This window comes from Aquimarina discodermiae (genome assembly GCF_040786235.1).
Taxonomy (GTDB): domain Bacteria; phylum Bacteroidota; class Bacteroidia; order Flavobacteriales; family Flavobacteriaceae; genus Aquimarina.
This window is the reverse complement of the sequence record NZ_JBFMKP010000012.1, coordinates 42,238-57,373: the sequence shown is the minus strand read 5'-3', so window position 1 is coordinate 57,373 and position 15,136 is coordinate 42,238. Positions and strand designations below refer to the sequence as shown.

Below are 15,136 nucleotides of genomic sequence, written 5' to 3'. Positions count from 1 at the left end.
CTAAATCCATATAAGATCTAAAAATCAACTATTTACAGAGTTTTTAAATATCTTTTTGTGTACGTATTAGATAGTTTTTCTGGGTTTCTGTAAAACTGTAGTAATGTATCATCTTTCATAAAACTACCTGAGATATATTTTAATTCATTTTCGAACATCTCCTTTTGGTATGCATCAAAAGATGATTTGAATTTTTCGAATGCATCTATAGGTTTTTCAAAAAGTACAATTCCGTTACTTTCTAATAATTCAAAAACTTGTTTGAAATCCTCCGAAAGATCTGTGGTTATAATTTTTTGGGGCATGGATACAATGTCTTACTAGTTAACGTAAAATTAATCTTTTTTTAAATCTTAAGAAAACTTTTCTTCACGCAAAAGTTGACTTCAGCAAAGATTTAACATTGGAACTCTAACAAAATTCTTTTTACTATTTACCGAATAAGCAAAATACTAGTCATTAATCTTATCATCCAGCAAAGCTTTGAACCTATGTTTATCATCTATAAACAACACAATTTTTTTGAATGTTTTTTTAACGCCATAGAATCCGTTAAGCGTATTTCCCTCTTTTAAAGAGAGTACTAAATTATAAGATTCCAACTCTCCTAATGGAGATAATCTAATAATTTCATCATCAAATTCGACACCCTTGTCTATAATTTGGATCGTATTTATTGCACTAATATTAATTGTTGTTTCGCTTAAAATACCATAGCGTAAATACAATCGACCATTTTCAACAACAATCGGTCTTTTCATCATTGATTTTACAAATCCAAAAACTTGAATACCCGAATATATACTTGCTATAGTAGCTACCCAAGCCGCTATCATATTCCATTTTAAAAGCAACACATGAAGCACATATGTTTCGACACCTATTATGAGTATAAAACCCATCAATAAGGAGATCGTTCCACTATTTTTGTGATACGTAAATTCATTTTCTTTTATTGTCTTTTTCTTCCAAAAAACAAAACCATAATAGAACACCGCAAGTTCCATAGCAAGAAAAATCGCTACTCGTTTAGGAAGAATTTCACGACATGTTTCTTTAAGAGCAGAAAAAAAATCTGATACCACCATTGCTTTTGCCCTATATCTTTTTATGGTTTGTCGTACTTTATAAACAACAAAAACTATCACCCCCAATTCTAATATAGGAAACAGCCACGTCTTACTCCAATTCAATATGGTTTGGTGTTCTTTTGGAACAATATAAGTTGCTATTAACATTCCAATTACAAAGAGAGGAACCACGGTAGTTTTGGGAATATTACTTTTTTTGATCAATAGAAAATATAATAGAGGTACTGTAAAAAGAAGATCAACAGTGATGCCTACAGATAAAGCCTCTGTATTTTCCTGAAAAACTTTTGATTTGGCTAGCAATACCATTGATAAAATTATCAGTAATGGTATTCCAAAAATTAAGATATTACCATTGATTTTTGTTATCATCTTCATTTTGCTCATATCCCAAAATGTCTATTTGTTCATCTGTATCATCAATAATTACATACATTTCTGTATACACCCATTCTTCATCTTGTTTTGTTCCTACTACATAGAGTCGCGCTTCTCCATTAGGCCCTTTAACAGGTATTGATATATCAGCAGAGCCCACACTATTTTGATACGATATACTACCATTCATAATACCATTAGTTTCTATAGGTTCTCCAAGAATACCTATAACGTATTCATCTTCATTTACTCTGGCTACTGCATCCTGACTAGGAGTAGATTGTGTTATCAATTCGCTTACTCCAAAAAAAAGAGAACCTAAAAAAACAAAAAACAAAACAATAATAGTAAGACAGCCTCCCAAAGGAACCGCCCAACCCCAATTTCTAGAAAACCAGCTCTTCTGTGGTACATGATCACTCATAGTAACTCTTCACTTTATATATATCTATAAATATAAGTCTTAAAAGACATTTTTTGTTACCTAATTGCATATAATTATTGAACAAAACATAACAAACCCCTACATTTGCCAAAATTTAAAAATTGCAAGAATCAATATCCATAACTGGTATTTCTTCGATATCACCTCTGGGAATTTCTCCTAAAGAGATATGGGAAGCATATAAAACCTCGTCTCATCATATTTCTTTTACTGATTTTGATGGAGAACAAACTCCTGTAGCGCGACTTTCTTTAGATTCGAAACGTCGTATTGAAATGCTACGAAAAGAAAATCCTGCATATGAAGCTCTAGATGACTCTGTCCTTTTTGGTCTGTTTGCTGCGCGACAAGCCGTAAAAAATGCAGCATGGGACACAAACAAGAATTTTGGAATTAATATAGGATCATCCAGAGGAGCCACACAACTTTTTGAAAAATACCATCAAGAGTTTCTTTCTACAGGCAAATCCTCTACACTAAGTTCTCCGACAACCACTCTGGGGAACATTTCATCTTGGATTGCTCATGACCTACAAACTCAAGGACCCGAAATAAGCCATTCGATCACATGTTCTACAGCGCTACATGCATTGCTTAATGGGGTTGCATGGCTACAATCAGGATTGGCAAACGAATTTTTGGTAGGTGGCAGCGAGGCACCTCTTACTTCGTTTACTATCGCTCAAATGAAAGCATTAAAAATTTATGCTTCTGCACAAGTATCTAGCTATCCTTGTCAAGCTATGAATTTGAATAAAGGTAGAAATTCTATGTTTTTAGGAGAAGGTGCTGGTATCGTTTGTCTTGAAAAAGGAATCAAAAAAAATGCACAAGCACTTATCAAAGGCATTGGTTATGCAACCGAAGTTTTAAAACATAATATATCGATCTCTACCCATGCAGATTGTTTTCAAAAATCTATTAAAATGGCATTGGGTGACACTCCTGTTAATGAAATTGACGCCATCGTAATGCATGCGCCTGGCACCGTAAAAGGAGATTTAGCAGAATACAATGCTATCAAAGCCGTTTTTAAAAATACCATGCCTGCATTAACGACCAACAAATGGAAAATAGGTCATACTTTTGGTGCTAGTGGAATTTTAAGTCTTGAATTGGCAATCTTAATGTTACAACATCAAGAGTTTATATCAATTCCCTTTGTTAACAATGAAAATACTCCTAAACAACTACAAAAAATCATTGTAAATGCTGTAGGTTTTGGAGGCAATGCAGTGAGTATTTTAATAGAAAAACCTATCTAGCAGAAGATTCACAAAACAATTTCATATTTAAAAACCGCGAATTTGATGGTTCTTCGTTGTGTTTTTTGATTATAAACAATTACTTTTGAGCCTTCACATACCATTATCTATGAACAGTATTAGACACGATTGGACAAAACAAGAAATTCTTGACATATACAACACACCGTTAATGGATCTGCTGTACCAAGCAGCAGCCGTTCATCGTCAATATCATGACCCAAATACCGTTCAGGTATCTACCTTATTATCTATAAAAACAGGAGGATGCCCAGAAGACTGTGGATATTGCCCACAAGCAGCCAGATATCATACCGATATAGAAGGCAATGACCTTATGGGTGTACAGCAAGTAAAAGCTCAGGCGCTTCGTGCAAAAGCTTCAGGAAGTTCTAGAGTTTGTATGGGAGCTGCGTGGCGTAATGTAAAAGATGGACCAGAGTTTGAAAGTGTACTTGAAATGGTACGCACCATCAACAAATTAGACATGGAAGTTTGCTGTACATTGGGGATGATTACAGAAAACCAAGCACAACGACTGGCAGAAGCAGGACTATATGCTTATAACCATAATTTGGATACTTCTGAAGAATATTACAAAGAAGTTATTTCTACCCGAGGATATGAAGATCGTTTAAAAACAATCGACAACGTTAGAAAAACCAATGTTACCGTTTGTAGTGGTGGTATTATCGGGATGGGAGAAGCTGAAGAAGATAGAGCAGGAATGCTAGTAGCTCTGGCCAAACTAAATCCGCAACCAGAATCAGTCCCTATCAACGCACTAGTAGCTGTAGAAGGAACTCCTATGGAAGAAGAAAAACCAGTTGCTATTTGGGATATGATAAGAATGGTTGCAACTACTCGTATTGTAATGCCAATGACACAAGTACGATTATCTGCGGGAAGAACAGAAATGAGTAGAGAAGGACAAGCAATGTGTTTCTTTGCAGGAGCAAATTCTATTTTTGCAGGAGACAAACTACTTACTACTCCTAATCCAGATGTAAATGAAGATATGGAAATGTTTAAGACATTAGGCTTAATTCCTCAAAAACCATTTGTTAAAAAAGCACAACCAGAAACAGTAGAAGCAGAAGATTCGAAATTTGAATCCGCAGGAGAAAAACCTAAATGGTCAAGACCTGATCATAAAATCGAAAGAAACGAAGCTGCTAAACAAAAAGCCAAAGAGATTCCTGCAGATAAATAAAATATTTTACTGGCATTTTGGATTAATAATGAATCTGTTTCTTGTTATTATGCTAACTTAATTTTATGACAAACTCACTTGAAATTAAACTTAGAGCAAATACCACGAGTAAAAACAATCACCAAAGAGCGATTTCTTAAAGAATATGTTTTATTACAAAAACCCGTTGTAATTGAACAATTAACAAGAGATTGGCCCGCATATCAAAAGTGGAATCTGGATTATATAAACTCGGTAGCAGGAGACAAAAACGTTCCTCTTTTTGACGACATTCCTATTACTACCAAATATAAATTTAATGAACCTCATACTCAAATGCGTATGAGTAAGTATATTGATTTGCTTAAAAGCAAACCCACCAACTACCGTATTTTTTTATATAATTTGTTTAAAGAAGTACCCACACTTCAACAAGATTTTTATTACCCTGATATTGGACTAAAATTCATGAAGAAACTACCCATGCTATTCTTTGGAGGACAAGAATCCAAAGTATTTATGCATCATGATATAGATTATGCTAATATTCTTCATTTTCATTTTCACGGAGAAAAACAATGCATACTATTTCCTCCATCAGAAACCAAGTATTTATACAAATTACCACATGCTTTAATAGCACATCAAGATATTGATTTTACAAATCCTGATATAGAAAAATGGCCTGCACTACAACAAGCAAAAGGATATATTACTAATCTCAAACATGGAGATACTATGTATATACCAGAAGGATATTGGCATCATATGACCTATATAACCGCTGGTTTTTCTATGAGTATTCGATCTGTAACAAGAAACAAAATCAACTTTCTTAAAGCAGTCTATAATGTATTTTTTATGCGTTATTTTGATAATTTTATGAGGAAAGTGAGAAAACAAAAATGGATCGCATACAAAAACGCAGCAGCCATTAGAAAAACTCATCAAAATATCAAAGACTGTTAATTCTTCTAGTAACAAAAAAGTTTCAATTTCTTAAATTTTAATAATATCGGACATCGATATTATTAACCCTACCTAGTTTTGACCAGAATTAATTGCATATCGGTCAATTATCATGTAATGTTTTTCTGAGCTTCATTCTGAACGTTTTTGTAATGCAACCGATAAGTTTTTGATTCGTCAATGATAATGTAACTTTTAAAAATGTAGATTAAATGAACTCTCAAAACAGAATTAAAAATTTAAGCCGATATTTTTTATGCTTACCCTTGATTTTATTTATGGCTTGTAAGTCTGATGACGATCGTATACCTCAACCAAAAAAAACTAAGAATGGTTTTTGGTTAGCCGAAGATAAAGGATATATCATAGAGATCACGGATCAAAAAAAGGTGTTGTATGGTGTAAATTCTGTTGGATGCACCGTTATAGAAGAAAACTTTGTACCAGAAGAATCATGGGGTGTACCGCTAGAGCTAATTGAGCCCGACAAACTGATAGGCGTACCAGAGCTTAGTGCATCAAATATTGAGTTTAAAAGATTAGTAGAACAAAATGAATTTTGTCTTCCCGATCAGATTGCAAAGACAAAAGATCCAAAGGTTAATTTTGATCATTTTTGGAATATTTTTAACGATTATTATGCTTTTTTTGAAACAAGAAACGTAGACTGGTCACAGTACAAGAATTTACGAGAACAAGTAACCTCAGAAAATTTTTATGATATCCTTGCAGAGTTAGTTTTTCTCTTGAAAGATGGCCATGTAGCTATTGACGATGAAGCTAATAACGTTGGTATCGATGCTGGTTTACCTAGTCTATATACTCGATTAAATTCGGGTTTAAGCGGAGATTTAATGATCGAATCTGAAGAAGATTATCAAACGCTTTACAGTCAAAAACTACAAACTATAGCACTAAAATATTTAGACAATAAATTTAAAGCCGATGAAAATGGAAAAATAGTATGGGGAATGATTGGTAATGATATTGCATATATTAATATTTTAGGAATGGAAGGCTATAGCACTGATGTAAAAAATGAGATAGAAACATTAAATACTGTGTTAGACAAAATAATGACTGACCTTAAAGATGCTGCGGTTTCTAAGTTAATAATCGATATTCGATTTAATGGTGGAGGATATGATATGGCTTCAGTAAATATTGCCTCACGATTTTTAGACCATGAGCGACTTGCATTTTCTAAAAAAGCAAAACTAAAAGGTGGCTTTACAAAAAGCACATCGGTATCTGTTTCTCCAAAAGGTGATTTTCAGTTTAAAGAAGATATAGTGTTATTAACAAGTCCTTTAACAGCAAGTGCAGCAGAGGTTTTTACACTTTGCATGAAAGATTTATCGTATGTAACTATAGTCGGTGATCATACCAATGGGGTATTCTCTGATATTTTACCACACGCCTTACCAAACGGAGCTTTACTAGGGCTATCTAATGAGGTATATAGCGATGCTAATGGCAAAGTGTTTGAGGCTATTGGAGTTGGCCCAAGCGAAGAGAATAAAGTGTCGTTATTTTCTAATGATGATTTTATGAATGAAAAAGATAGTGCAATAGAAAAAGCTATCGAGATACTAAACAAATAAAATTCCCCGATAAAAGAGCATCGGTATTTATAGCTTGAGTAAATATCGATGCTTTTTTAAATCACTCGATAAGTTCATTTACTTTTTCATAAATCAAATGGGGCTCCCAGCCTCGATATAAGAGATAATTGGTTAGTTTTTTTCGTTTTTTATTCGAATCGGTTTCATTAATACTATCAAATCTCTTTTCTGCCAACTCATGAAAAGTAGTTATATAGTCTTTTTCTGAAATTTCTTTAAGAGCAGTTTTTATATTATATGCTGAAATTTTACGAAACTTAAGCTCTTGTACAATTCTCTTTTTTCCCCATTTTTTTATCTTAAATTTCCCTCTTGCAAAAGCTTTTGCAAAACGTTCTTCATTTAGAAAGTTATGCTCTATAAGATGTACTATTATTTTTTCTTTGGCTTCGGGGATTAACCTCATCGTTTTTAGCTTATCCTCTACATCATTATGACATCTTTCCTGATATGCACAGTAATGCTCCATCTTTGCAATTGCCTCGCTTACCGTTATATATGACACATTGGGGTTTCTATACATAGTTACAAAGGTACAGACTTTTATAATTTCTACTAATTTTGTCAAGAATCTGCATACCTGGGATCTAGTATATAATCTTGTTTCACCATTTTTACAGTTTCAATACTTAAAAAACCAAACTCGTTTACCACTTTTCCGTAAATGCGATAAATTCCTTTCCCTCTAAAAAAGTTGTTTTTTGCTACCAAAGGAAATAAAACAGTATCAAATACTTGTCCATATTGATCTATAAACGTAGCAAAATTCATTCTTTTTCCTGTATGCGTTTTAGTGTTTTTTACAGTAACCAAATACCCATATATATCGATATGCTTTCCTATAAAGCATTTCATATCGACTGCTCCAAATTTTGTTACAGATTTTTTTGCCAAAAGGTTAAATGGTGAATTTATACAAAACCCTAACAACTCTAATTGATCAAATGCTACTTCTAATAAGGTTGTCTTTAATACAGGAATTGTATACTTCTGTTGACTAGAAGTAAATAATCTAGCTTGTATATCATTAATGTTTTTTGTTTTTTCTAGTTTAAAATGTGCTTGCCATAACAACTCGTATTTATCCTTATTTGTAAAACCGAAAGCATTAATTCTAATTAAAATACTTATTTGCTCTACACTAATAGCAACTCTATCAATAAAATCATCTAAGCTTACAAAGTCCCCTTTTTCTTTTCGCTCTTTTACAAGGCGTTCTATCACACGGGACTCTAATTCTTTTAGTAAACCAAACCCAAGATAGATATGCGTTCCTATAATACAATTATGATAATGACTATTATTTATGCAAGGCGCGTATATTGTTGCTCCTAACATTTCTGCTTCATAGATATAAAATTCTGGCCTATAAAAGCCTCCTCCATTATTTAAAGTGGCAACCATATATTCTAGAGGAAAATATGCTTTTAGAAACAAACTTTGGTAGCTTTCTACTGCATACGATGCAGAATGCCCTTTGGCAAATGCATAACCTGCAAAACTAGAAATCTGATTCCAAATCTCATAAATCAGAGTAGTATCATACCCTTTTTCTTTACAGTTTGCAATAAATTTATTTTCTACATTTTTAAATTCTTCTCGAGATCGATATTTACCACTCATACCTCTTCTTAGCACATCAGCTTCAGACAATGTGAGCCCTGCAAAATAGTGTGCTACTTTAATCACGTCCTCTTGGTATACCATAATTCCATAAGTATCTGGCATAATACTTTGCATAATAGGATGTGCTTTTTTTCTACGATTGGGGTCTCTATGACGTAAAATATATTCTCTCATCATTCCGCTTTTGGCTACCCCAGGGCGTATAATAGAACTTGCCGCAACCAAACCAAGATAATTGTCTACTTCTAGTTTTTTTAACAACATGCGCATTGCAGGGGATTCTACATAAAAACACCCCATACACTCTGCTGTTTTAATTAACTCATTAATACGTTTATCTTTCTTAAACTTATCGATATTATGAATATCAAAATCAGCCTCGTTGGGTCGATTATAGGTAATAATCTCTAGCGTTTCTTTAATTTTGGCCAGACCTCTTTGCCCCAAAATATCAAATTTATACAATCCTACATCTTCGGCTACTACCATATCAAATTGTGTGGTAGGAAACCCTTTGGGCGGCAAGTCAGTTGCTGTAAAATAGTGAATAGGATGTTCACTTATTAGAATACCTCCTGCATGTATACTTAAATAATTTGGTATCCCTTGCATTAGACTAGCATATCTTACTACTAGCCTAGAGAATGTATCTAATTGATCAAGAGCATATCTCCCTTCACAGAGCCTATCGATTTCTTCTTTTGGCAAGCCAAATACCTTTCCTAATTCGCGCACAATACCCCGGTATTTAAAAGTAACATAGGTTCCCAGAAGTGCTGTATGTTCAAAACGTTCAAAAATATACCGAGTCATATCTTCTCGGTCTCGCCACGAAAAATCAATATCAAAATCAGGGGGACTGGTACGATAAAGGTTAATAAATCGTTCAAAATATAAATCCAGATCCAAAGGATCTACATCGGTAATCCCCAAAAGATAGGCTACAATACTATTGGCGCCACTCCCTCTACCAACATAAAAATAACCTTGTTTGCGAGCATAAGAAACGATATCCCAGTTAATCAAAAAATAAGAAACAAAATCCATTTTTTCGATTACAGAAAGTTCTTTATCCAGTCTTTCTAAAACAGAATCACCACCATTAGGGTATCTGTACCCTAACCCTTTTATGCAAAGCTCTCTAATTAAACTGAGGTCTTTCTGTTTATCTTCTGTATATGTTTGCTTATTTAGTGTTTTTCTTTCTTCTGAGAAATCAAACAAAATAGCACAACTATTCATCAGCGTTTCTGTATTTGCTATGATATGTTCATACCCTAAAAAAGCATTTACTATTTCAGATTTAGAAAGCATTACCTCATTAGGATCTGCCTCTTCTTCTTTTTGCAGCTTACTTAAAAGCGTATTATTATCTATAGCTCTAAGTAATCGATGTATATTGTGATCTCTTTTGTTTCTAAAGGTTACTGTTTGCAAAACAACTAGCTTATCTTTCATCTCCCGATATATAGAAAACGGCAGTTTTCTCAAATCTTTGATGGACACTCCTATAAACTCATGAGGCTCAAAATCTGTTTTATCTAATAATAGCACCTGCTCAAAAGGATATATGATATATGCATTTTTGAAGCAAGGTGCTATTTCGGGAAAAGAATCGTTTACATGTGTATATTTTGAAAGAAACGTGTTCAATTCATAAAAACCTTGGTTATTCTTAGCGATGCCCACATACAGTTGTCGTACATTATTTCTATAATCAATCCCAATGATTGGTTTGATAGCATAGTCTTTTGATTTTCTAATAAAATTTAGGCAAGCCGATGTATTATTAATATCAGTAAGAACGAGTTGTTTTACTCCCTGTTCTTTTGCCATTTCTAATAATTCAATTTCAGAAAATGTTCCAAATCGTAGACTATACCATGTATGACAGTTAATGTACATAACTTATATCAAATAAATTATAAAATGCGACATAAGATGCGCAGTTGCTTTCTTTTCTTATGAAGCTGTAAAATTCTTGCATAGCAATAGCTACGGAAGTTTTTACAATGAAATAAGAGAAGAAATGAACAAACATATTAGTGGTGTTTTATGGTTTAGTTGATATTACTGTTTACGATGCGCCAATACTACCGGCGGCTGACCACTAAATGGATTATGCATTCTCCCGATAGTTTTAGACCCCATAGCCGACGCCCTAATTACACTACGATCTCCATAACGTTTCCTTATCGTATCCAACGCGCTATATAATTCTAATTGCTCTTCTGTATCTTCAAACAGATTGATTTGATAATTACCGGTAACCAAATGACTAAAACGTATCCCTATAAGTCTAATAAGCAATCGTTTATTATACAATCGATCAAAAAGATCCAGGATCTTGGGAATCAACAAATGATCTGCACTGGTATAAGGAATTTTAAGTTGTTTGGTATAGGTATTAAAATCAGAATAACGAACTTTTACAGCAATGCATGCTGTAAGTTTATCTCCTCTTCGCAATTGATACGCAAGATTTTCTGTCATCGCAACCAGAATGCCTCGTAGTTTAATAACATTGGTAGTATCTCTATCGAATGTTCTCTCTGTCGAAATAGATTTTCGCTCAGAAAAAGGAATTACCGGAGTATTATCAATACCGTTAGCTCGTTTCCAGATTACAATACCATTACGACCCAAAACACTTTGCATCATTTCGACAGGCATTTCCTGTAGTGTTTTAATCCTCTTAAGCCCCAGATTGCGAAGGGTTTGATAGGTTTTATCTCCCACCATCGGAATTTTTTTTATCGATAAAGGTGCTAAAAAAGGTTTTTCGAATCCAAAATCGATTTTAAGTTGGTTATTAGGTTTGGCTTCGTTTGTAGCTATTTTAGAAACTACTTTATTGACCGATAACCCAAATGAAATAGGCAATCCTGTTTCTTTTACAATCGATTGTCGTAATTCGGTCGCATACTTATAGCTTCCAAAAAAACGATCCATCCCTGTTAAGTCTGCATAAAACTCATCGATACTGGATTTTTCAAAAACTGGTACTTTTTCTGTAATAATTGCTGTTACATCATCTGAGTATTTGCTATATGTACCCGCATTTCCTTTTATTACTACTGCTTCTGGACATAATTCTTTGGCCATTTTCATAGGCATACCCGAATGTATCCCATAACTACGAGTTTCATAACTACATGCAGCTACTACTCCTCGATCACTAATACCTCCTACCAATAGCGGGCGATCTTTTAACCGGCTATCGATCAATCTTTCGACAGACACATAAAAAGTATCCAGATCTAAATGTAGGATGGTTTTCTTCATTACTTTTTTGGAATTTTTCCAAAAATATGGAATTTTTCCAAAATAAAATCAGTTTTATTGAAGAAATATCTGACAGAAACAACATAAGTGAAACGTTATCAACCAATTAAACCATATTAGAATTTAACCCTACTTTGTATTTTAGAGCTAAAAAAAAACATCCATCCCAACCTTCCTTCAAAGGAAGGAGTTTCAAATCTCCCTTTGAAACGAGGTTTAGAGGGATGTAAATTGTATTTCCTTTAAAATGTATATTGATTTAAGATACTAAATAGGATTAATGGATTTTTTCAATAGTAATTTCGTTTCCATTAAAACTAAAAATATCTTTTTCAGACTTTCCTAACAGTAATTTTCCGATAGGAGAATTGGCTGCAATTGCAAAATATGAAGTAGTAGTCACCTGCAACTCTCCAACCGAAATACTAATAAAATAATTGGCTTGTGAGGTCTTTATCAAACTACCTAAATGTATATATTCTGAGGTATGTGATAAATTAATTTTACCCAATACCTCTTGTAGTTTTTGCACTTCTGCTAGTTGCTTTCCTGCTTTTTCACGCTCCAATTGCAACATTGCTCTTCCGGTTTCATGTTTATCCCCTGCAGTACTTTTGGTTTCAGAAGTCAACGATTCCTGAATTCCTGAAATAGTATCTTGTATACGTTGTAACCGATGGTTTACATGCTCTTGACATTGTTGTAATAACGCTTCTTTAATTTGCAAATTTGTCATTAGTAAGATCTATTAAATGGATTTGGGTAAAGTAATATTATTAATCTGAGTTTAATCTGAAATGCGTCAGTTTGAGTGATCTGCCTTGGCGGATTGTATCGAAAACAAGCATTTCGGTACTAAAAAGCTATTCTCGATACAATTTTTCTTCATTTTATTACGAAAAACCACTCGAATCGACGCTTTTTATAGAATATTTGATATTAATAGAAACTCAGGTTATTACTCATTCAAAAACACTAAAGTACCATAATTCTTCATTTGCATGATAATCCATTCTTTTCTTTTTTGAATATATTTTGTTGCTGGATTTGCCATAAAGTTCTGGGGATTTGGCAATATTGCTGCAATAGCAGAGGCTTCTGCTCTGGTAAGGTTTTTTGCCGATTTATTAAACCAGAATTTTGATGCAGCTTGTGCTCCATAGATATGGTTTCCCATTTCTATGCTGTTCAAGTACACCTCCAGGATACGTTCTTTACTCCAGAAAAGCTCGATTAAAAAAGTAAAATAGCTTTCTAGCCCTTTTCGAATCCAACTACGTTGCGGCCATAAAAATACATTTTTGGCTGTTTGCTGAGAGATGGTACTGGCTCCGCGTAACTTTTTACCTATTTTATGATCGGCAATTGCCTTTTCTATTGCTTTTCTATCAAAACCATTATGCGTTACAAAATGCTGATCTTCGCTACAAATCACTGCCAATTGAAGGTTTTTAGAAATTTCTGAAATCGGAATCCATTCATGTTTTATCGAAGTATGTTGCTGATTGCTAAGTTGTCGAATAATCATAAGCGGAGTCATAGGAACCGCTACCCATTTATACAGCAATACCCATAATACACTTAACACAACAAAGCCAACGCAGCTTTTAGCCAGAAAACGAATTATCCTCTTCATTTTATCCTTATTACTTTAACAAATCAGCCAATTCTGTACCTACTTGACTCCCAATCGCTACTCCCATTCCGCCAAGTCTCACCCCACAAAATACATTATTGGATATCGGCTTAATAATGGATTTTTTTTGCGACCCAACTCCCATAATCCCACTCCATCGATGGCTAATTTCAAAATGAGTAGTTGGTAAGATAACCTCACGTAACATTTCTTCTAGTTTTTGCTGGATTAACTCGGTTTGACCTAATACTGTTGTTTCTTCTGCCTTAAAATCCAGATTTCTACCTCCACCTAGCAGGATTCTATTGTCTATATTTCTAAAATAATAGTACCCTTTATCCAAATGAAAGGTTCCTTTGATATGCAAATTATCGATAGGGCGAGTAATCAACACCTGGGCACGTGCTGGTGTTACCTGGGTAATTCCTAATTGCGATGCAAAACCGTTGGTTGCAATCAAAACTTTGTTTGCAAAAAACGTACAATGATTGGTTTTTATTTCGACAGAAGAATGATGATCACTAAGGTTTTCTACCATACAATTATATAAAATCTTAATTCCAGACGCCTGTACTTTATCGATCAAAGCTTCCATCATTTTACCCGTATCTATTTGCCCTTCGAATGCGTTATAAATACATTGAGATGTTATATTTTTAAAATCAAAAGGGTTACCCCTGACATGATATACCTGTTCTTTGAAAACAGGCTTGAGTAGTGTATTTATTTTTTCTCTTTTTAAGAGGCATTTTTCTAATAATGAAGTATCCTTCTTAGAAAAAAGTTCATACCCCCCATATTGTAAATAGGAAATAGCCTGATCTCCCAAACGCTTTCTTAATATCTGAAGACCTTCATATCTTTTTTTTATCAACTGTAATACTTCATCTTCATTATGAGTGGTTAAATCTTCCAGAATTTCTGAAACACTACCAAAACAAGCAAAACCCGCATTCTTTGCACTTGCTCCATTTGGCAATATTCCTCGTTCCAGAATAAGAATTTTAGCTTTTGGAAAATTATTTCTTAATTGCAGCGCACAATTAAGTCCTACAATTCCGCTACCAATAATAACAAAATCGACATTGAATAACCATGTTTTATATTCCCAATAACTAAAATTCATTCTAAATTATTTAATGAACTGGTTTAAACCTTTTTCAATAACAAATATAATGGTTCCTAATCCGATTTTATACTTATAAAGTATCTGTTCATCCTATCAGATTGATATTTCAAGCTTATAATCACAGTAAACCAATCCTAACCAAATACGAAATAATCAACTAATTACCAACAACTTAAATACTATAAAGTAAAATTATTGTTAATAAAACCTGATAAGTTTATTTTCAAAAACAAACCTTGTCTATTACATTTACCCTATACATTTGATAATATGTGGTATGTTCTTTGGGGAAAGAACAATCATATTAATAAATCGGGAAACAAATCAAATCGTAAAATTATGCAGTACAAAGTAATTGATACAAAAAGCCAGTATTTTGGAAAAGTATTAGATTTCGAATCCTGCTCTACTTTGAGTGATTTGGGAGGAGTAATCTTAAAAACAGAAAGAAACAGAGTTTCACTCTTTAAATTTAGTGAAGTAGAATTGGTATAA

Annotated in this window: 14 protein-coding genes; 5 read left to right on the top strand and 9 right to left on the bottom strand. The window is 33.5% G+C overall.

Going from position 1 to position 15,136, the window contains the following annotated elements; all coding sequences use genetic code 11:
• Positions 1–32: 32 nt before the first annotated feature.
• From ABW636_RS09260 to ABW636_RS09250, 3 genes are all read right to left on the bottom strand, one after another.
• Complete coding sequence (locus ABW636_RS09260) at positions 33–305, bottom strand: hypothetical protein (RefSeq protein ID WP_367589692.1); 273 nt, start codon at positions 303–305, stop codon at positions 33–35.
• A gap of 147 nt (positions 306–452) precedes the next feature.
• Entirely contained in the window at positions 453–1,463 is a 1,011-nt protein-coding gene (locus tag ABW636_RS09255; RefSeq protein ID WP_367589691.1) for a hypothetical protein, read from the bottom strand.
• The gene (locus ABW636_RS09250; protein ID WP_367589690.1) at positions 1,441–1,893 is read right to left on the bottom strand and encodes a cytochrome c oxidase assembly factor Coa1 family protein; all 453 of its coding nucleotides are present in this window, start codon (positions 1,891–1,893) and stop codon (positions 1,441–1,443) included. The genes ABW636_RS09255 and ABW636_RS09250 overlap by 23 nt, the downstream gene beginning before the upstream one ends.
• Positions 1,894–2,015: 122 nt before the next feature.
• On the opposite strand from ABW636_RS09250, the gene ABW636_RS09245 reads away from it, so the two are divergent.
• The 4 genes from ABW636_RS09245 (at position 2,016) to ABW636_RS09230 (ending at position 6,944) form a co-directional block, all read left to right on the top strand.
• Positions 2,016–3,179, top strand: a complete 1,164-nt coding sequence (locus ABW636_RS09245; protein WP_367589689.1) for a beta-ketoacyl synthase N-terminal-like domain-containing protein — start codon at positions 2,016–2,018, stop codon at positions 3,177–3,179.
• 109 nt (positions 3,180–3,288) lie between these two features.
• Entirely contained in the window at positions 3,289–4,392 is a 1,104-nt protein-coding gene (bioB, locus tag ABW636_RS09240) for a biotin synthase BioB (RefSeq protein ID WP_367589688.1), read from the top strand.
• A gap of 78 nt (positions 4,393–4,470) precedes the next feature.
• A complete protein-coding gene (locus tag ABW636_RS09235) occupies positions 4,471–5,340 on the top strand; it encodes a cupin-like domain-containing protein (protein ID WP_367589687.1) in 870 nt (289 codons plus the stop codon).
• A 278-nt stretch (positions 5,341–5,618) separates the two neighbouring features.
• The gene (locus ABW636_RS09230; RefSeq protein WP_367589686.1) at positions 5,619–6,944 is read left to right on the top strand and encodes a S41 family peptidase; all 1,326 of its coding nucleotides are present in this window, start codon (positions 5,619–5,621) and stop codon (positions 6,942–6,944) included.
• A 61-nt stretch (positions 6,945–7,005) separates the two neighbouring features.
• On the opposite strand, the gene ABW636_RS09225 is transcribed toward ABW636_RS09230, so the two are convergent.
• The 6 genes from ABW636_RS09225 to ABW636_RS09200 all read right to left on the bottom strand — a co-directional run bounded on the left by ABW636_RS09225 (position 7,006) and on the right by ABW636_RS09200 (position 14,638).
• Positions 7,006–7,488 carry a regulatory protein RecX gene (locus ABW636_RS09225; protein ID WP_367589685.1) on the bottom strand — a complete coding sequence of 161 codons (483 nt, stop codon included), beginning with the start codon at positions 7,486–7,488 and terminating at the stop codon, positions 7,006–7,008.
• Positions 7,489–7,529: 41 nt separating this feature from the next.
• A complete protein-coding gene (locus tag ABW636_RS09220; protein WP_367589684.1) occupies positions 7,530–10,496 on the bottom strand; it encodes a DNA polymerase III subunit alpha in 2,967 nt (988 codons plus the stop codon).
• A 165-nt stretch (positions 10,497–10,661) separates the two neighbouring features.
• The gene (dinB, locus tag ABW636_RS09215; protein ID WP_367589683.1) at positions 10,662–11,876 is read right to left on the bottom strand and encodes a DNA polymerase IV; all 1,215 of its coding nucleotides are present in this window, start codon (positions 11,874–11,876) and stop codon (positions 10,662–10,664) included.
• 277 nt (positions 11,877–12,153) lie between these two features.
• Entirely contained in the window at positions 12,154–12,612 is a 459-nt protein-coding gene (locus ABW636_RS09210) for a 3-oxoacyl-ACP synthase (protein ID WP_367589682.1), read from the bottom strand.
• 222 nt (positions 12,613–12,834) lie between these two features.
• Positions 12,835–13,512, bottom strand: a complete 678-nt coding sequence (mtgA, locus tag ABW636_RS09205; RefSeq protein ID WP_367589681.1) for a monofunctional biosynthetic peptidoglycan transglycosylase — start codon at positions 13,510–13,512, stop codon at positions 12,835–12,837.
• Between the two features lie 10 nt (positions 13,513–13,522).
• Entirely contained in the window at positions 13,523–14,638 is a 1,116-nt protein-coding gene (locus ABW636_RS09200; RefSeq protein ID WP_367589680.1) for an NAD(P)/FAD-dependent oxidoreductase, read from the bottom strand.
• Between the two features lie 342 nt (positions 14,639–14,980).
• Here ABW636_RS09200 and ABW636_RS09195 point away from each other — a divergent pair, with 342 nt between their 5' ends.
• A complete protein-coding gene (locus ABW636_RS09195; protein ID WP_367589679.1) occupies positions 14,981–15,136 on the top strand; it encodes a hypothetical protein in 156 nt (51 codons plus the stop codon).